This window comes from uncultured Limosilactobacillus sp. (genome assembly GCF_934202235.1).
Classification (GTDB): domain Bacteria; phylum Bacillota; class Bacilli; order Lactobacillales; family Lactobacillaceae; genus Limosilactobacillus.
In genome coordinates, this window is sequence record NZ_CAKPXS010000032.1 from 1 (window position 1) to 18,732 (window position 18,732).

The 18,732-nt window shown below is 46.0% G+C and carries 14 protein-coding genes and 1 pseudogene; 6 read left to right on the plus strand and 9 right to left on the minus strand.

Annotated features, from left to right (window positions below; all coding sequences use genetic code 11):
- Positions 1 to 156: 156 nt before the first annotated feature.
- The 6 genes from Q0E49_RS05615 to zwf form a co-directional block, all read right to left on the minus strand.
- Entirely contained in the window at positions 157 to 3,078 is a 2,922-nt protein-coding gene (locus Q0E49_RS05615; protein ID WP_295746955.1) for an LPXTG cell wall anchor domain-containing protein, read from the minus strand.
- A gap of 134 nt (positions 3,079 to 3,212) precedes the next feature.
- The gene (locus Q0E49_RS05620; RefSeq protein ID WP_295746956.1) at positions 3,213 to 5,789 is read right to left on the minus strand and encodes a KxYKxGKxW signal peptide domain-containing protein; all 2,577 of its coding nucleotides are present in this window, start codon (positions 5,787 to 5,789) and stop codon (positions 3,213 to 3,215) included.
- A gap of 461 nt (positions 5,790 to 6,250) precedes the next feature.
- The gene (locus Q0E49_RS05625) at positions 6,251 to 7,393 is read right to left on the minus strand and encodes a glycerate kinase (protein ID WP_295746957.1); all 1,143 of its coding nucleotides are present in this window, start codon (positions 7,391 to 7,393) and stop codon (positions 6,251 to 6,253) included.
- Positions 7,394 to 7,435: 42 nt separating this feature from the next.
- Positions 7,436 to 8,737 carry a Na+/H+ antiporter NhaC family protein gene (locus tag Q0E49_RS05630; RefSeq protein WP_295746958.1) on the minus strand — a complete coding sequence of 434 codons (1,302 nt, stop codon included), beginning with the start codon at positions 8,735 to 8,737 and terminating at the stop codon, positions 7,436 to 7,438.
- A 203-nt stretch (positions 8,738 to 8,940) separates the two neighbouring features.
- On the minus strand, positions 8,941 to 10,209 hold the full coding sequence (locus Q0E49_RS05635) for an ATP-binding protein (RefSeq protein WP_295746959.1): 1,269 nt from the start codon (positions 10,207 to 10,209) through the stop codon (positions 8,941 to 8,943).
- Positions 10,210 to 10,437: 228 nt separating this feature from the next.
- A complete protein-coding gene (gene zwf, locus Q0E49_RS05640; protein WP_295746960.1) occupies positions 10,438 to 11,922 on the minus strand; it encodes a glucose-6-phosphate dehydrogenase in 1,485 nt (494 codons plus the stop codon).
- A gap of 244 nt (positions 11,923 to 12,166) precedes the next feature.
- Here zwf and Q0E49_RS05645 point away from each other — a divergent pair, with 244 nt between their 5' ends.
- Positions 12,167 to 12,583, plus strand: a complete 417-nt coding sequence (locus tag Q0E49_RS05645; RefSeq protein ID WP_295746961.1) for a hypothetical protein — start codon at positions 12,167 to 12,169, stop codon at positions 12,581 to 12,583.
- 80 nt (positions 12,584 to 12,663) lie between these two features.
- Here Q0E49_RS05645 and Q0E49_RS05650 read toward each other — a convergent pair whose 3' ends face one another.
- Positions 12,664 to 13,827, minus strand: coding sequence for an MFS transporter (locus Q0E49_RS05650; protein WP_295746962.1), 1,164 nt, complete (start codon positions 13,825 to 13,827; stop codon positions 12,664 to 12,666).
- A gap of 165 nt (positions 13,828 to 13,992) precedes the next feature.
- On the opposite strand from Q0E49_RS05650, the gene Q0E49_RS05655 reads away from it, so the two are divergent.
- The 4 genes and pseudogenes from Q0E49_RS05655 to Q0E49_RS05670 all read left to right on the plus strand — a co-directional run bounded on the left by Q0E49_RS05655 (position 13,993) and on the right by Q0E49_RS05670 (position 16,661).
- Positions 13,993 to 14,457 (plus strand): VOC family protein, encoded by a 465-nt coding sequence (locus tag Q0E49_RS05655; protein WP_295746963.1) that lies wholly within the window; start codon positions 13,993 to 13,995, stop codon positions 14,455 to 14,457.
- A 339-nt stretch (positions 14,458 to 14,796) separates the two neighbouring features.
- A complete protein-coding gene (locus Q0E49_RS05660; RefSeq protein ID WP_295746964.1) occupies positions 14,797 to 15,120 on the plus strand; it encodes a type II toxin-antitoxin system RelE/ParE family toxin in 324 nt (107 codons plus the stop codon).
- Positions 15,121 to 15,133: 13 nt separating this feature from the next.
- The gene (locus tag Q0E49_RS05665; RefSeq protein ID WP_295746968.1) at positions 15,134 to 15,469 is read left to right on the plus strand and encodes a HigA family addiction module antitoxin; all 336 of its coding nucleotides are present in this window, start codon (positions 15,134 to 15,136) and stop codon (positions 15,467 to 15,469) included.
- 563 nt (positions 15,470 to 16,032) lie between these two features.
- Positions 16,033 to 16,661, plus strand: a pseudogene (locus Q0E49_RS05670) (L,D-transpeptidase).
- On the opposite strand, the gene Q0E49_RS05675 reads toward Q0E49_RS05670, so the two are convergent.
- Complete coding sequence (locus Q0E49_RS05675; protein ID WP_295746965.1) at positions 16,626 to 16,838, minus strand: hypothetical protein; 213 nt, start codon at positions 16,836 to 16,838, stop codon at positions 16,626 to 16,628. The pseudogene Q0E49_RS05670 and the gene Q0E49_RS05675 overlap by 36 nt on opposite strands.
- Before the next feature lie 16 nt (positions 16,839 to 16,854).
- Positions 16,855 to 17,370, minus strand: coding sequence for a hypothetical protein (locus tag Q0E49_RS05680; RefSeq protein ID WP_295746966.1), 516 nt, complete (start codon positions 17,368 to 17,370; stop codon positions 16,855 to 16,857).
- Positions 17,371 to 17,426: 56 nt separating this feature from the next.
- On the opposite strand from Q0E49_RS05680, the gene Q0E49_RS05685 reads away from it, so the two are divergent.
- Complete coding sequence (locus Q0E49_RS05685) at positions 17,427 to 18,647, plus strand: serine hydrolase (RefSeq protein WP_295746967.1); 1,221 nt, start codon at positions 17,427 to 17,429, stop codon at positions 18,645 to 18,647.
- The last annotated feature ends 85 nt before the right edge of the window (positions 18,648 to 18,732 follow it).

An 18,732-nucleotide genomic window follows, 5' to 3' on the forward strand; every position in this document is an offset into this window, starting at 1 on the left:
TGAACATAATAATCTAAAAAAGCCAAGTCAATACAGTCGCTAAGTACTGATATAACTTGACTTTAAGTAGAAAAAGAACCAGGACTAAATGACAGTCCCGGTTCCCGGCGTGCTAATTTATTATTTTTTGAGGAGCTTGAGCGCTTACGGGCGCAATTAGGACCGTTTGCGTTCACCAAGGCCGAGCATAAAGAGTGCGCTCATCAACATCAGTCCAGCAGCACTGGCAGCAGTTGACCCGTCATTGCCAGTTTGCGGTAACCGGTGTTCTTGTTGAACTTTGTGGTTAATGATAACAGATGAATTGTCAGTAATGGTTTGCTGGTTTGCTGAGTTTGACCGATTCCCTGCAGGCTCTTCGTTGTGTCCTGGTAGGTCTTCATGAGGTGTAACTTTCTCGACGAGGATGGTAATATCAGCCATTCCCGGCTTTATAGTAACCGTTTGGGGAATACTTTGCCCAGCAACGAGTTGATAACCAGCTGGAATGGCTAGCACAATGTCCTGATTAGTGTCGGTTTGTCCGTGAATGTTGGTGGTTTTTACCACGTGCCCATCAGGTGTCACGTAGATGATATTAACCGTTTGGTCGTCAGCCTGGTAGCTAATCTCGACGACCTGGTCCTTGGTCTTGTCGTTAACCGTTTGGGCGGCTACATGGGTCTTAGTTGGTGTGTAACCAACGATTACTGGTGTTGTAAAGGCATCCCAGTGACCGGTCGTCCAGCTATCCCACTTAGTTTTGTTAGTCACCAGGTCTAAGATCCCGTCCTGGGTCAATATGACCGTCTGGGTGGTTGTCGTCTGGTGACCATCTGGAGTGGTGACGATAATCGTTCTAGTAACGTCCTTACTCTGGCTAGCTGGTTGAGTCTGGTGGCCTAGTTGGATGATGATGTCTTGGTTACCAGTGGCCTTAAAGGTGTATTGCGTTGCCGGCTGGTTTACCATTGTGTAATGGTCAGGGACAGCAAGCGCCACATTGACTGTTTGTCCGGTAACACCACGCAAGTCCGTGGTCTTGACTACCTGGTGACCGTCCTTGTAGATGATGTGGATGCTTTGCGGGTTGGCCTGGTAGCTAATTTTAATGGCCTGGTCCTTAGTCCTGTCATTTACCGTTTGCGCGGCAACTTGGGCTTTGGTTGGTGTGTAGCCAGCAATTGCTGGTGTTGTGAAGGCATCCCAGTGACCAGTTGTCCAATGGTCCCACTTGGTCTTGTTGGTCACCAGGTCTAAGACCCCGTCCTGGGTCAACGTCACCGTCTGGGTGGTTGTCGTCTGGTGACCATCTGGAGCTGTGACGATAATCGTTCTGGTGACATCTTTACTCTGACTGGTTGACTGAGTTTGATGACCTAGTTGGACGATAATATCCTGGTTATCAGTAGCCTTAAAGGTGTACTGCTTAGCGGGGTGGTTAATGACCGTGTAGTGATCAGGGACGGCGAGAGTGACGCCGACTGTTTGCCCAGTTTTTCCGGCAAGGTCAGTGGTCTTGACCATCTGGTTGCCGTCCTTGTAAATGACATGAGTAATTTGCGGGTCAGCTTGGTAGCTAATCTCGACGACCTGGTCCTTTGTCTTGTAGTTAACCGTTTTGGCGGCGACCTTGGCTTGAGTTGGCGTGTAACCGAGCAACGACGGGGTAGTGAATTCCTGCCAGCTGTGGTTGCCGTCGGTCAGTACTGACCAATCGTCATTATTGTCTGGCTGGTCACCAGTCAGCACTTTCCAGTCGGCCGTACCTAGCTGTTGGCCAGTAATCTCATCCGTGTTCGCAAATTGGGCGAGGGTGACTGTCTGCGTGGTCGTGGCTTGTTCACCATTGGGCTTTGTGACGACAATTTTTCGTGTTTTGGTGACGGGTTCGGTTACCTTTTCATATTGTTGATGAACAATTGCAAACTGGTAAGTGAGACCATTAGTATCACTTTTGGCATCTTGGAAGTCAGGGCTGTCAGTGATGTTGTTAATCTGATGAAACTTGTTGTCAGGGCCAAAGTAACCATAGACCTTGAAACTGTTATCAGGGGCACCCAAAACATGATTGATATACTGTTTCAGGTACTTGAGACCATCCAAGTAAATCGTGTTAGGATACAACGTTTGTCCAAAGTTAACTTGCGCAACGTTTTGGTAAACAGCCGCGTCGCCATGAATAGTGTAGGTATTGCCATCGAGGTCTTTAAAAACATAGTTAACCGGGGCACTAAAAACAATTGATTCCCCAAAACCAACACTATCGTTGGGCATATCGCGATTTGCTCCATGATAAACAACACCATCATCATCAAAGCTGAGAGTGGCGTTTGTTAGGTAGTAATGGCCATTACGTTCGATCACTTGATCGAGGGCGGCTTCTGAGAAACTTAATTTTGGTCGGTAAGCCACTGGAATACCATTTTGTGGGATTTCCATTTCGGGGATCTTAATGGTTTGTCCCTTGGAAACAACGTAGGCTTGACTGGCAATGTGGTGTCCACTGGCGGTTTGAAAATCAACCGAGCGCATGAAATAGCTGAATGTCCAGTATTGATTAGCAGATTCCGTTGGTGAGTCTGCAGAAAGGTGGACAGGTGGGACGGTCACTCCCGGCGGGAAGGTCCCCTCCGGGGGATACCAATTGAATTCATCCCAGTGGCCATTTTCAGCCAGTTGAATCACCGTTTTTTCTTGAGAAGAACCGCTGACGCCACCATCGGTGGTGTAATGGTCGTAATAATTAATTTTGATAATGCGTTCATAGTTATGGCTCCAGTCATCTGGGTGGTGGGACGAAGAGGGGAGGTCGTTCGTCGTAGCTGGCTGACTAGTCGCAGAACGATTCGGTGATGCTGGCGAAGTGCCCGTTTCAGTAGCCGACATCGTAGCTGAATTATTATCATTGGTTGATGAAAGGTGACTTACTGGTGGTTGGACAAGCGTTGGCTGAGGCTGATTATCTGCGTCATCTGGTGCTTTCTGGTCAGCGTGAACACTAGTCATTCCCACCAATAATGGCAAGATCATGGATGAACAACCAATCACCCATTGCTTTTTGTGTTTATAAAGCTTATAGCAATTGATTTTTGTCACTTTATACTCACTCCTTCTTATCAAGACTAGTTCAAAAAAGAGGGATGTCAGATAATCTGACAGCCCTCCTTTCAATTTTTGATTACTTTGTCAATTCATCGATGGATGATGAAAAGTATCATAATTTGCTATTATTAAGCTTCACGCTTCTTTGCAGCCAAGCCAAGGCCGAGCATTGCAGAAACGGCACCGAGAGCCATGACAGCAGCTGAGTCTTCACTACCAGTTTGTGGCAGCTTGTTGCTGTTAGTCTTAGTGTTGTTTTGTTGTGCGCGGTATTCGGCACGAGTCATCGTCGTAGCAGTCTTAGCGGCTGGGGCAACCTTCTGGTCGTTGTTAGAAACGTCAGTGTTAACATCACCTTGGTCATCCTTGGTAGTGTCTTGGCTGTCGTTACCCTTGACGTATGAAGGAACCTTTTCGTCAACCAGGTCATCGGCCGTATCCATTGCAGATTGTGCATCAGCAACTAAGTCGTCAGCAGCATCCTTGTTCTGCTTTGCAGCAGTCAGGTTGTTGTCAGCAGCGATCTTGTCGTTGTTAGCAGCAGTCAGTTTGTCACTAGCATCCTTGACTGCTTGGTTAGCTTCGTCGAGTTCCTTGTTGGCTTCTTGCAGTTGAGGACCAGTTACCTTGTTCAGGTGGTCTTCAAGCATTTGTTGGTAAGCCAACTGGTCGTTGTAAGCCTTGTCAGCCTTTGCCTTAGCTGGGGCAATGTTGTCGTGCATATCATTATCAGCGTCGGTAATGGCATTCCGAGTGTCATCAACCTTCTTCTGAGCATCCTTGACATCCTGCTTAGCGCTGTTCAGGTCGTTAGAGAACTTGCTGAGACCATCTTCAAGTTGGTTAATGTAAGCAACTTGATCATCATAAGCCTTATCAGCATCATCCATGGCCTTCTTCAGTGATGGACGAGAGTTAGCAAGGTTCAGCTTGTCAGCTACCTTTGCACGGGCAGCAACAGCAGCGTCTTGAGCGTCACTGTATTCGCTTTGTGCTTGGTCTAATGCTTCTTCAGTCCAATCACTAGGAGTTTCTTGGTCAGCTTGTTGTGCTTGGTTCAGGGCGTCCAACTTAGCGTTTTCGTTGTCCTTAGCAACCAGGTAAGCGTCGTAGTTGTTCATGTTGTCAACAACGTTTTGCGCATTGTCACGAACTTGCTTAGCGTTGTTAACCCGAACGGCGTTTTCGTGAGTTGGGTTGTGACGGTAGCCACTAATTTCACGTTGGTACTGACGTTGTGCGTTGTTCAGTGCAGTTTGTGCAGCGTTCTTCAGCGCAGCGGCAGCATTTTGTGAGTTAGTAGCCTTTGCAGCAGCTTCGGCAGCAGGAGCCTGAGCAGCATCAGCGTTGTCCTTAGCAGATACGTACTTAGCAATAGTGTCGTTATCATTAACGAAGCTGTTTTTGGCGTTAGTCAGGTTAGTTGCAGCAGTGTCAGCAGCAGCCTGTGCAGCTGATTGTGCTTCTTGGTTGTATTCAGAATTGTCGTTTGCAACAGCTGCGTTTGCGTCTTCAAGAGCCTTAGTAGCATTTTGGTCAGCAACCTGGGCGTTCTTGAGAGCATCGTAGTTGTTCATGTTGTTAAGGTTGTGTTGTGCAGCCGTAAGGGCAGCTTCAGCAGCCTTGGCAGCGCGCTTAGAGTTGTTAACGGCAACTGCGTTGAGGTGACTGCGGTCATGGCGCCAAGCACTCATGTCACGACTCAGCTGGTGGTTAGCAGCAGCGAGTGCGTTTTGAGCACTAGTAACGGCGTTCTGAGCTGCTTGCTTCAGAGCATTAGCAGCATTAGTGGCATCAACAGCCTTCTGGTTAGTCTTGGCAGCAGCCTCTTGGTCAGCCTTGGCGGTATCCATAGCGTCAATGTACTTAACGTTTTGGTCGTTTACCGCATCGTTGTAAGCCTTGTGAGCTGCGTCCTTAGCAGGCGTGATGTTATCGTGGAGGTCGTTGTCAGCGTCGGTGATGGCATTGTTAGTGTCGTCAACCTTCTTCTGAGCAGCCTTTTCTGCATCCTGCTTGTTCTTAAGGTCTTGACCGAAGCGGCTCAGGCCGTCTTCCAGCTGCTTTTGGTAAGCCAGTTGGTCGTTGTAAGCCTTGTCAGCCTTTTCCTTAGCTGGACGGATGTTGGTGTCCATGTCTTTGTCAGCATCAGTGATGGCGTTTTGGTTGTCATCGTATGATTCTTGAGCAGCCTTGGCATCCTTCTGGTTGTAGCTAGCCTTGTCAAGGTTTTGGCCAGCTTCCTTAACGGCAGCCTTAGCGTTGTTAGCCTTAGTCGTAGCGTTGTCAACATCCTTGCCAGCTTGAGTTTGGGTAGCCTGAGCATCCTTCAGGGCATCCTTAGCAGCCTTGTGGTTGTTAACGATTTGCTTGTCTTGGCTTGCGGCCTTGTCTGCGTCAGTAGTTGGTTGAACGTCCTTGTTAGCTTCGTTAGCCTTTTGAACGTTAGCTACTTCATCCTTAACCTTGTTGATTTGGTCAGTCGTCTTTTGAACGTCGGACTTAGTTTCGGTTGCTTTAGGAGTGTCAACCTTTTGGTCAGCAGTCTGAGTAGCAACCGGGGTTGCATCGGCGTGTGCAACCACGTCGTTGTTCTTAACAGACCCCAGAGTCAGGCCAGCTAAAACTGCAGTGGTAACTAAACCAGCTGAAACCCAGTTCTTCTTGGCCTTGTACAATTTGAAACGAACTTTACTACTTTGCATAGTAATAAATCCTCTTCGAATAATAGCAAAAAATAATAAATTAGGCATCCTCGATGCCTTAATTATCATCATTTTAATGTTTTTTTTTTTTTTTATCAACGAATTTTGCCACTTTTGATAATGGAGGATAATGTAAATTATAGCTCGATCATTTTGGGTAATTTTTAAACGAGGGAAGGCCGAAAACAAGCCAACTAGCGCTACTACGCTATTTTTCGCGGGGGGGGGGTAAACCGTTAACCTGGATGTTTACGAAATCGGTTTCTTCAACAAAAAATCTTTAAAAATCTTATCTTCCTTATCGCTTGACCTCAAGCACGATGGAGGCCAATAAAGAAAGCAGATAGTTAGTGGTTGGCCAGTTATACCAGGGTTTTGCTGCCAAAAATAAAAACCACTTGCAGCGAAAAAGCTCCAAATGGTTTCAAAAAACGAAGTGGTTTTATTTCTTTAATAACAAGCTAGTTGATAACTTTAATGAGGCGGGCAATATTTTCGGCGGTAAGTGCGATGTCGTGCGGACCGTCAGCCATTGCGTCCTTCAGGCTCTTAGCACCCGATGGGGTCGCAAAAATGGCGTCCATTGCATCGCTGCTATAAAGCGAATCAATCTTTTCGCCGACATTACCTGCTAAAACAATGACCGGGGCGTGGGGAGCGGCCTCCTTTGTTGCTTTGGCCACGCCATAAGGAGTCTTGCCAAACTTGGTTTGGAAGTCAATCCCACCTTCACCGGTGAAGACGTAATCGGCCCCCATGGCCTGCTCCTTAAGGTGGGTGTATTCAACGACGATGTCAATTCCCAGCTTCATTTCTGAGTTAGTGAACGCCATCAACCCAGTGCCCAGACCACCGGCAGCACCGGCGCCCGGCTTCATTTCAATATCCTTCTTCAAGTCGCGCTTAATGATTTGGGCGTAGTGGTGAAGGTTGTTGTCTAGTTGTTTAACCATTTCTGGCGTTGCCCCTTTTTGTGGACCAAAGACGGCTGAAGCGCCATCCTTCCCGGTTAACGGGTTGGTAACATCAGAAGCAATCAGGATTTTGGTATCAGCAACCCGTGGGTCAACGTTTGAAACGTCAATTTTCGCCAACTGATCCAGCGCACCACCACCAAATGGTAATTCCTGACCATTTTGGTCCAGGAGGTGGGCACCGAGGGCTTGTGCCATCCCGGCACCACCGTCGTTGGTTGCAGAACCACCAATTCCCATGATAATTGCCGAAACACCGTGGCTCATGGCATCTAACATCAATTCACCAGTCCCGTAGGTGGTAGTAATCATTGGGTTATGGGTGGTTTCATCGACATATTGAATACCGGAAGCCTGTGCCATCTCAATCACGGCGGTCTTGCCATCACCGAGGATGCCATAGTAGGCCTCGCTCATTTGGTTGAGCGGGTTGTGGACTTGCTTGGAAATCAGCTGACCATGCGTGGCGTCAACTAGTGATTGGACAGTCCCTTCACCACCGTCAGCCATTGGCACCATGGCGTACTCGGCATCGGGATAAATCCGGGAAACACCTTGTTTAATAGCGTCAGCGACTTCTTTAGCGGTTAGTGAGCCCTTAAAAGAATCCGGGGCAATGACAAATTTCATTGTGATCTCTCCTCATATCTTCCTATTAAACAGAACAGTTAACTAAATTAAGTGCAGGAAACCGTACAGAACAGTAGCGGTCAAACAAGCCGAACCACCACAGATGGCTTCGTATAAAATCCCCTGTGAACGTTGCTTGATATCCATGTGCATGGCATTAGCCGTGACGTGGAAGTAGTTTCCTTGTGGCAGTTGGTCACAGACGATTGCACCCGTGTGAACCATGGCTGCCGCAGCCAGTGGGTTAACCCCGAAGCCGAGGATGGCCTTGGAGAATGAACCAGTAGCCAGGATAACACCGGTGGAAGTAGAAGCGGCGGCACTAGCCATCAGGATCCCGGACAGTGGTGCCAGGAAGACCCCGGAAATGTGGCTGACCTTAATTGCGTTGATCAGCAGTTGCGGCAGGCTTGATTGGGTAATGGTTGCCCCAATAGCACCGGCACCGATCAGGATCATGACAACTGGTGTCATCTTGATCATCCCAGTCTTAGCGTATTCTTCCAGATTCTTGGCCTTGTGCATTGCTAAGGCCCCAATAATTGCGGCAATTGGCAGGACATAGGTTGCGTCAAGGTTAATCTTACTCATCCATTCCACGTGACAGATCTGACCGATTGGGTTGATCAGCAGTAAGACAATGGCCACGATCGGGGTCACTAAGGAAGCGCCCAGTGATGGCAGTTCATCTTCAGCAACGTCCGGTGTAGCATCATCCTCCAGGTCAGAAGCAACGACCGGGTCACCCTTGTGCTTGATCAGCGAAGCTACCAGGACGGTGACGCAAAGAGCGACAACCGCCGGGATGAAGTCGGCAATCATGACCTGACTCAGGTTTAGGCCGAAACCCTTGGCAGCAGCAATCGTGTTGGCGTTTGGTGAAATGATGTTCCCGGCCTTACCACCACCGGAGAGGGCTACCAGCAACGACAGCTTTGAAATGTGGCTGCGCTGGCCGACTTCCAGAGCGATCGGGGCAACGATTAAGACGGCTACCGGAATGAAGACACCGACACCGGTGATGACCATCGTTGCCAGCGCAAGGGCGAGGATCGTCATCCGGTCCCCCATCTTGTTGACAATCGTCCGGGCAATGGTATCGGCAGCTCCGGAATCCATCATGACCCCGGCTAAGACCCCGGCCGCCAGGACCCGGACAACGGTTCCCATGACTGACTGGGAACCCTTAACCAGGATGTTAACGGTCTGCAAGAGGCTGGCACCACCGATTAATGAACCGATGATCGCCCCAATAAACAACGAATAAACTGCGTCAAGCTTACGCAGAATCAAAATAATAGCAATGGCTAGCCCAATAAGGGCACCCCACCACGACACAATCATATTTTCTCCTCCCTTATGACATTGATCGATTGGTCTTGCTTTTAAGTTTAAGGCGAAGAAAGCGCTAAATCAATAAAAATTCAGCTAATTCATAAGAAATATTAACTTTTGAAACGCATACGGTCAGGTTAATCGGTTAACCTTGTGCATATCTTTGTGAATTAAAGTAAATTCCGTGAATGAAGTTGAAAAGGGCGATTGGTCTAGTTAAAAAGTAAGAATTTGCTTAATGGTAATACATGGATGGTAGTATCACCTTTAGTGATAGTTTCTTCTTTATCCCCCTTGGTAACGATGAGTAGGTGTTCAACCTCTTTAAATGAATTATTAAGTTTAACGAGATTACTAATTTCCCGTTCTTTAGCGGTTCCATGAATTGTCCATGCTACTTGGATTGCAGTTTTAGATTGTGGGATGTAGAAATCGACATCAATTCCCGTTCGGTTAGATTTGAGATAGTAAACTTGATCTTGATATTGATTAAAAAGCTTAATTGCCACTTGGTTTTCGACTAGGGTAGCGTCTTTATTCATCAAAAAGATATTTAGTAATCCATTGTCACTGAAGTAGTAACGAGGGGTACTTTCCCGATCAGCAAACTTATTGAAATAGTTTTTAGTCGTAAACAACAGGTACGCGTTTTTGACGTCTTCAACATAATCAATGATGGAGTTACGGCTAACTGACAAACCAACACTTTTCACGGCATTAAACAGCTTGTTATAGGAAAGCTCATGCATTACTGTTTCGGCAATTTTCCGTACCATTACTCTTAATGCTTCCGGATTCCTAATTTTATTTCGGACAATAATATCTGCTAAGTAAATGTTTTGATAGATATTATTAAGATAGTTACGTTTATCTTGCAGTCGAATTGATTCGGGAAGGCCGCCAAATTGCAGATATTCATTTATGGCAGAGTTGATTTTACCCTTGGTGGCAGTGAGTAGTACATCTTGTTTAGTATGGTGAATCTCTTTAGCAGTTAAAAATTCATCAAAGTCAAATGGAGCAACGTACTTAGTTAAGTAACGACCGCCAAGGCGCATGATAATGTCATGGCCGAGCATTTTAGAATTACTACCGGTGATATAGACGGTCTCTTTCTGATCTGCCATCCGCCGGGCAAATCGTTCCCAGCCGGTAATATTCTGGATTTCATCAAAGAAGAAGTAGTGCTTTTTTGATGTAATTTGATTAGCAGCTACTAATATGTTATTGAAGTCTGCCAGTTGAAAATTGATTAATCGTTCATCTTCAAAATTGACGTAGATAATTTGTTCTAATGAAACCCCTGATGCGAGTAGTTCCTGGATTCTCTGGAATAATAAAAATGATTTACCTGCTCTTCGCAATCCAACTAAGACATAATCCATTTCGTCTTCAAATGAAAAACGACGGTGAATTAATTTAATGTGACTAACCACCCGTTGTTGATCAAGGATTAGACTAGTTAATTCATCAATATTCAATAAAATCGCCTCCTTAATATTACTCTCTATACAGATCCATTATAGCTTAATATTGCTCTCTATACAGGTCAATTATTTCTAAATATTGATCTGTATAGAGAGCAGCAACTACCAAAAGTAGTCCTTTTTGAATTATGTTGAGTATTTCGTCATAGAAAAACCACCCTCAAAATGTTAGATCTGTCTAACATTTTGAGGGCGGTGTACCTTATGCTTTTGATTAAAATGTTAGCGGTTGAGTCGGTAAACCCACTGGCGACCGTCACGAGCCAGCAGTTCGTCGGACGCTGCTGGTCCCATTGAGCCAGGGACGTAGTTCGGGAATTGTGGTTCTTCGATATCCCATAGCTTACGGATAACGTCCACGAACTTCCAGGCGTACGCAATTTCAGCCCACGAAGCAAAGTTGGTGTGGTTGCCTTCCAGGGCGTCGTGGAAAAGTCGTTCGTACGGTTCCGGCGCTTCTTCCTTGACAGCTGAGCTCTGCAGGAAGCTAAGGTCGACTGGAGTGGTAGTGAAACCTTGACCAGCACTCTTGGCGTTAACCCGGAGAGCAAAGCCAGACTTTGGTTCGACATAAATCGTCAAGACGTTGGACTTCAGTGACTGGTCACTCTTCATCCGCGGGTTGGCAAAGATGTCGATCAGCGGCTTGCGGAAGACGACGTCAATGCGGGTAAACTTATCGGCCATTTTCTTCCCGGTCCGGATGTAGAATGGCACACCCGACCAGCGGTAGTTGTCGAATAACAGCTTAGCGGCCACGAAAGTTTCGGTGTTGGAGTGCGGGTCGACGCCGTCTTCTTTCCGGTAGGCATTGCTGTTAGCGCCGGCGTCGTATTGGCCACGGACAAAGTTAGCAGCTGCTTCGGAGGGGGTGTACAGGCGCAGACTCCGCAGGGCCTTGATCTTTTCAACCCGGACATCACTATCGGTGAAGGCGACCGGCTGTTCCATTGCCAGCTGGGCAACGATCTGCATGACGTGGTTTTGAACCATGTCACGAAGGGCCCCGGATTGGTCGTAGTAGCCAGCCCGTTCCTCAACCCCCAGCTTTTCACTCAGCGTTACCTGGATGTTGTCAATGTAGCGGTTGTTCCACAGCGATTCGATAATGGTGTTACCAAAACGCAGGGCTTCGATGTTTTGGATCATTTCCTTACCCAGGTAGTGGTCAATTCGGAAAATCTGGTTTTCGTCGAAAGTCTGGGTCAACTCGTCATTGAGCTTCTTGGCCGAGTCAAAGTCGCGGCCAAATGGCTTTTCGATAACCAGCCGGTTGAAGCCGTCCTCTGATAACAGGTGCTGCTTCTTCAGGTTGATAGCAATTGTGCCGAAGAACTGCGGGGCCATGGACATGTAGAAGAGGCGGTTGTGGTCTGTATCAAACTGTTCTTCTAGTTTAGCAATCCGCTTGCCCAAAACGACGTAGTGTTCCGGTTTAGTAACGTCATGTGACTGGAAAAAGAAGTGCTTAACAAAGTTGTCAGCCTGGCCGTCTTCCGTTTCCTTAATTGAACTAATCGATTGGCGAACCATCTCTTGGAAGTCTTCGTCACTAATTTGCCGCCGGGATGTTCCCAGGAGGGCAAAGTGTTCGCCCAGGTAATGTTTTTGATAGAGTTTGAATAATGATGGGTACAGCTTGCGTTGTGCCAGGTCGCCGGCTGCCCCGAACAAGGTAATCACTGCTTTGTTTTCTGCCAAAACCATTCACTCCTTTTGTAAGGTCAAAACGAAAATTACGATTATATTATATACCGACTATTGTTGATTGTGCACCACTAAACAAGGGTTAAAATCGCCGGTAAATAGCGGTATGAGTGCGCTAACAAGTTTTGTGATGGTGAGGAGAAACGGGCTAAGAAAATTGGTATAGATCATAAAAATTTTACGGTGACAGGGAATTTTGGCAAAATTTAAGGCGAACATTCGTTCGAGAAAGGAGAGAAGTAGGTTGGTCAAAGCACCGAGATACTCATTAAAAGAGGCGGAACGGATTGCCCGGCGTTTCTTTGCATATGATTACCATGACCGGGGGATGATGAAGTGGCAAGGTTTTTTCTTGTCTGACCACGCGTCGGCATTACGGCGGGAAGCAAAACAACAGCCGGAATTAGAACAGCCACAGCTAACGGCAGAAGAAATCGGTCGCCGCTTAACCGTTGCTTGGCAGAAAAAGTACCCGGTGCATTTGCAATTAAACGTGCTGGACGGCAACCATACAGTTCAGGGATTGGACGGAATCGTGGCGGGGTATGATGAAGCCATGCTGGTCTTAAAAACTGGCCGTCGTTACCGACGGGTACCACTGGATGATCTGCGGTGGATAGGGAAACTCCGGAAAAATAGTGCGGGACAGGCCGGGGGTTAGTGATGGAGCAAGACCTTGTTAATAAAAACGACTACCTGGAAACCAGTCCCAGGTAGTCGTTGACAAAAAAATCAGTCTAGTTAATAAATTTTATTCTTTTTCTCCGCGAAGAGCCCGGCACCGACAAAGAGGGCGATGACGACGAGGATAATAATCTCGCTTGCAACCCAGTTGCCAGTAAGCGCCTTGCATTTCCCGGTGACAACGGGGCCGATGGCGGCGATCAGGAAGCCAAGTGACTGTACCATCCCAGACAAACTACTGGTGTCGGCGGGGTTGTTCGTCTTTAACCCAAAAATCGTCATGATGAAGGCAAAGGTGCCGGCAATGCCCAGGCCCAACATGAGGCTGATAATTACGTAGTAAACCATTGAGCCGATGGGCAACAGCATCATGGCCACGCCGATGAAGCTCAGGAGCCCTAAGCCGAAGACGATTGGTTGACGTTTTTTCGCCCTGGTAGCCAGTAGGGGTGCCAGAAAGACTGCCGGGATGGAAAAGAGCTGGAAAAGCCCGGCGATCAGACTGGAAGAGTTGTGGCTGATGCCGGCGCTTTCCGCGATGGATGGCAGCCAGGCAACCACCGTGTAGAACACAAAGGAAGAAGCACCGAAGTATAGCAGTAGCGCCCAGGCGCGTGGGTTGCGCCACATGCTGACCCCCTGAGTGGTTTGCTCTTTGTCCACGTGGTTAAAGCGGAGGTTGGGCAGCCAGAAGAACCAGGTGACCAGGGGGATAAAGGCCAGGGCGTTGACTGCCAGACGCCAGCCAAAACTGGCAGCGACGGGGGTAATGGCGTAGGCCCCGATGGCACTGGATAAGGAGAGGGCGACATTATAGAGGCTGGTCATTCCCCCGATTTTCGTCGGAAGGTTTTCGGTAATGATGGCTGGCATTAAGACATTGATAAAAGTAATGCCGACACCGATTAACACCGTTCCCAATAACAACAACGGGTAACTAACTGCCCGCAAAATACAACCGACAAAGAGGAGGACGAGGGCCCAGCTAATGGCCATTTCGTTACCAACCCGTGAGCTCAGCCAGTTGACGGTGACCGAAAACAGGCCAAAACAGATTAACGGAATGGTAGTAAGAATTCCTAAGCTGGTTGCCGGGACGTGGAAAGCCTGGGCAATTTCGTTAATAATGGAAGGGATCGAGGTGATTGGTGTCCGCATGCAGGTACCAAGCAGGAAAATCCCGATAATAAGGAAACTACTGTGCTTAGCAGTCTTATTCATTAGAAGAAACCTCCTGATAAGATTGATAGTCAATCATTCCATTATACTGAAAACAACAACGAATGGAAATAGGATGAGGGGGATCAAATGCGACAAAAGTTAGCATTCGTTTGACGGATTGCTAATTTATCCCTATAATTGTCCCCGTTAAGAACGGAGGAAGTTATGAGTACACGATTTTTCCCATTTCTGATTTTCAAGAATGCCAAGGAGGCGCTTGAATACTATCAGGAACAATTTGGCGCGAAGGTGCTTTTTCGCAAACCGATGACGGAGGAGCAGGTTCAGCGCCTTGGCATCCAGGTGGATAACCTGGACAACACGACTGCTCATGCGGAATTTAGCATTGCCGGTCAGGTCATTCTTTGCGCCGATGCGACGATGGGTGAACCTCAGTCGTCTTCGCAGGTTGCCTTAGTCCTGGACTTCGGGGATGACATGGCAGCAGCAGAGGAGCTGTTTAACCACCTGGCCAGCTCGGACTTACAACGGGTAACACTGCCCTTTGGCCCCCACCAGCTGGGCGGCAAGATGGGCTACCTAGTTGACCGCTACGGCATTACCTGGGTGATTTGCGCGGGGATCGTGCAGGCGGTCGGGAAAATGGCTGATCAGCAACAAAGCAGATGATGAAATTCAAACACCTTTAGCAATTGACAGTAGTCAGCAAGCTAAAGGTGTTTTTGTGTCAATCTGGGTTAGGAAAAAGCTTTTTAATAACCCAACGCAAAAGAAGATAGTATTAGCAAAGCCTCACAATAGTTTTGGCAGATATGGATTAGTTACTCAGCTAATATCACACCGGAACAGTATTTACGAAAGCGACATAGAATTCCACACCACTTAACGTATCTATGAAGTATATCGAATGTAAGTAACTGGAATTCACTAACATAATTTTATGTTCGATAAGAAGTAATACGTTGCTTGCCGTATACCGTAACGGTATAATATTAATGAGGTGGACTGATGGAATACTTTGCTGTGACAAAGAAACTCGCTAGAATATTAAATGACCCGCGAATGATGCTAAAATACTATGGCAAGTCGCGGGCAAAGAGAATTCAAGCGCGACTGGATGAATTGGATGCTGCACAAAACCTCACGCAGATTCCATCAGATCCACCGCCGAGATGCCACCTTCTCCAAGGTAAGCTAGAGGGAAAATTTGCTGTTGATGTTAGTGGTAACTATCGGATGGTTTTCGAAGGGTATGATAAACATGATCAACTCTCTACCATCAAGGAAGAAATTGTCACTATTCAAATTATGGGTATTGAAGATTACCATTAAGGAGTTGATGAATTTGCTACACCGTCAAAATAAAATCAGACAGTACCATACTAGTTCAGCTGCGGACTTGCTTAAAGAAGTGATGGACTACTATGGCATCACCCAAAGTGACCTGGCGGAACGCATTGGAGTTAGTCAGAAAAACATTTCTAACATCCTTAATCGGCAACGCTACTTAAATGAGGTTCTTGCACTACGGATCGAAAAGGTAATGGGCATTTCGAGCAAGTTATTGCTGTCATTGGATTCTAACTATAAGCTTCACCTTGCCAAACGGGCTCATGCCGTTACCAACGACGAGTCTGCTTCCCCACTATTTTTGCAAAAGTATAGTTGGGTCACAGTCTAGCTATTGGATGATGAATGTTTTGCCCATGACTAAATCAGTAAGGCAATTAAGACATATAAATACTTTATTAGAATGATAAACACCTTTAGCAGCTGACAATGATCAGTAGGCTAAAGATGTTTTCGACAAGCTATGAAAAATAGTAACTATGTGATTGATCTAGTTAAATATCTATCTTAGAAAAGTTTTCTCGTATGCCCCCAAACCCTGCTTGATGAACAAGCAGAGGTTCATTAATCCAATGTTTTTGAAAAATAAGTTCCAGCCAATTGGTTGAAGGGAAAAATGGAATAAGTTGTAAAGGAGAATTAATACCACAAATAACAAATTGGCACGATAGAGGTCTTTTGACCACTTATGAGAAATAATGTATTGCCACAGTTGATTTTGCATAATTGGTCGTCCTATGATAAATTTGCATAGATTACAACGATAATAAAAAAGAAGATTGCAGTAAGATACGATAATTTTAAATCGTTACGCATTATAGGCTCCTTCTAAAATTTGAGGTCTTAGTTATGAATCCGATGTTTAAGAATCTGCTTTATGCTGGGGTATGTCTTATGATTGCTTTGGTTGGTAATCAATCGCTAGAGCATCATCATTATACGAATGCCCAGTCCAAAAGTAAACAAATTTTTGTAAGCGCTAACAATAAAGATATTATTAGTCATCGCGCAACGAACCGCAAAACCAAGGTGGGGGGGCAGGAATGCGAATGCCGATTGATTGGCATAAATCATCGGAAACCATTCCTTATCCCGACTTAACTAAAACGAAAAATTTGTGGATCAAGGTCAGTCTAACGAAAAATCGGACTTATTTATACGCTGGTAGTAAACTTATTTACACGATGTACTCCACTGATGGAATGTACAAGAAGGATTCCCATACAGGGCGACGAAAAAGTATGACCCCAACGGGCACTTTCTATATTCAGGCTGAGCGAGGTGATAGTTTTTATAACCAAGCGCTCGGTGAAGGTGCTAACTATTACGTTTCATGGCTTCACCATGGTGAGTACCTTTTCCACAGTGTTCCGACTACTGCAGACGGTTCATATAATATCAAAGAAGCTAATAAATTAGGTAGATCACCGGGGTCGCACGGTTGTATTCGCTTATCAATTCCTGATGCTCAATGGATGTCAACTAACCTACCTGTTGGCACCAAAGTCGAAATTGTTAATTAATTTGAGGATAACTAAGAGCGAATTAAGGATTAATAAGACAATCACCACCCCGGCAAAACTGATTTTAACTAGTGGCAGTATCCAACCTAAGAGGTTGTAGATTCCGATAACCAGAAGAGTATAGATATTCGTCACCACCAAGTGTTTAACGAACTGTTGTGTTTCTTTTGCTTCCATTCAAACGCTACCTCCGCTATTGAACAATAAGTTTTGTTTCCTTAGGCAAGTGTTGTAACCATTGAGCATCTGGCTTTGAGACCCAAAGGGTGTTCACTGGTTGTTGCTTAGTGTCCCACCAACGATTCTTTGCTGGCGTTTCTAAGTAGATACGTTGTGCAAAATTGGTCCAGCTAGTAGCATGCACTTCCTTGTGACGATTGATATGAATGGTTTGTTCACCGCGAAGTGAGCTAACTGTGGTAGTGGTTGGTTGGCACTTAACTGTGGCATTAGTAATATAGAGTACCTTTCGTTGGCGAATAATGTATAAACGGTTGGTTTTACCATTAGCTACTAAAGTCAGCGGTGGAGTCAACTTTGGGTGACGTTTCCATTCAGATGAACGGTTCCAACGTGGTTTTTTGAGCCTGTTGGCTGCGATTATTTGACTACTACGTGTTGCTTCGGGAATAAACTTACCGGAGGACCAGATGACGGCATTGATAAATATAATGAATGCTAATAATCCGTAGGTGGTAATTGTCATCATTGTCTTTAATTCCTTAGCGATGTTAATAATTAGTGAACTCCTGAGGATTTTAGTACATGAAAAAAATAATTATTATTTTGTTGAGCTGCCTGCTGGGATCAGAAACCGTTGTTCCAGTGAGAGCACAAGCGAAAATTGACGCATCGGCGGCAATCATGGTGGATGCCTCAACCGGGCAAATCATTTATGAGCAGAATGCTAATAAGAAACTACCGATTGCTTCCATTACCAAACTGCTAACCATGGCAGTCATCTATGATCAGTTGGACCATCATTCCATTAATTATAATACGAAAGTAAAAGTCACACCGGCGATAGCAGAAATTTCTAATAATCCGCTGTATTCAAAAGTAGGCCTCCAACGAGGAAATTCATACTCGGTGAAGACACTGATTAATGCGGCGATGGTAAAATCTGCGGATGGCGCAACAGTCGCTTTAGCTCTAGCTTCTGGAAAGCCACTTTCTGATTTTACAATGAAAATGAATGAAAAAGCACGAGTAATCGGTTTGCGGGACTACACGATTATTAACCCCACTGGACTGACTAACGATCAGATGTTACAATTTAAGATTCCAAACAAGAAAGCAAATTTGGAAAACCAAATGACTGCCCATGATGTTGCTATCTTGACCAGGTACCTTGTTTCCAAACATCCAGAAATTTTACGGGTAACTGCACGCCCAACCGCAAAGATTCCAATTGCTAAAGACAACGTTACGTCAGTTGCTAATCTAAACCAGATGTTACCCGGTGGTACGTATAGTGTCCCGGGGATGACAATTGACGGGTTAAAGACGGGGACATCAGCCAAGGCTGGTGCATGCTTTGTTAGCACCGGTCTTTATCAGGGTCATCGTATTATCACTGTTGTCTTGCACACCAATGGCGCCAATCCCGACAATCGTTTTATTCAAACACAGAATTTATACCAGTCGTTAAAGACTGATTACCACCTGCAATCAATACGATTACCTCAGCGGATAACCAAGCAGCGACTGGGCAAGAGTCGCCAACGCTATTTAGCGACGCAATCGCAACAGATTCACGTGTGGGTTAGTGGCAAAATGTCATCTTATACACTTGCTTTGGACATTGATGACCGCTTACTGAAACATCAGGAACTGCAACCACCAATCAAGCGTGGCGAGCGTCTGGGAACGGTGACGTTAACTAGTCCGGGTGTAAAGTCTGTTAATGGAGATCGGCTAGATTATCCTCTCTATAGTCAGCAGACAGTCCACAGGCAAAACATCTTGCAACGACTCTTTCAATAATAATTTTTGGCTCTACACTAAATCCTGTTGATGGATTATCCAAGTGGTAATCTATTAATGGGATTTTTGCATACAAAAAGGGAGT

Bases quoted from the DNA above. Each gene is read 5' to 3' on its own strand.
- Q0E49_RS05620 (WP_295746956.1), bottom strand. From the start codon at position 5,789: ATGCAAAGTAGTAAAGTTCGTTTCAAATTGTACAAGGCCAAGAAGAAC.
- Q0E49_RS05625 (WP_295746957.1), bottom strand. From the start codon at position 7,393: ATGAAATTTGTCATTGCCCCGGATTCTTTTAAGGGCTCACTAACCGCT.
- Q0E49_RS05630 (WP_295746958.1), bottom strand. From the start codon at position 8,737: ATGATTGTGTCGTGGTGGGGTGCCCTTATTGGGCTAGCCATTGCTATT.
- zwf (WP_295746960.1), bottom strand. From the start codon at position 11,922: ATGGTTTTGGCAGAAAACAAAGCAGTGATTACCTTGTTCGGGGCAGCC.
- Q0E49_RS05650 (WP_295746962.1), bottom strand. From the start codon at position 13,827: ATGAATAAGACTGCTAAGCACAGTAGTTTCCTTATTATCGGGATTTTC.
- Q0E49_RS05655 (WP_295746963.1), top strand. From the start codon at position 13,993: ATGAGTACACGATTTTTCCCATTTCTGATTTTCAAGAATGCCAAGGAG.
- Q0E49_RS05660 (WP_295746964.1), top strand. From the start codon at position 14,797: ATGGAATACTTTGCTGTGACAAAGAAACTCGCTAGAATATTAAATGAC.
- Q0E49_RS05675 (WP_295746965.1), bottom strand. From the start codon at position 16,838: ATGGAAGCAAAAGAAACACAACAGTTCGTTAAACACTTGGTGGTGACG.
- Q0E49_RS05680 (WP_295746966.1), bottom strand. From the start codon at position 17,370: ATGATGACAATTACCACCTACGGATTATTAGCATTCATTATATTTATC.
- Q0E49_RS05685 (WP_295746967.1), top strand. From the start codon at position 17,427: ATGAAAAAAATAATTATTATTTTGTTGAGCTGCCTGCTGGGATCAGAA.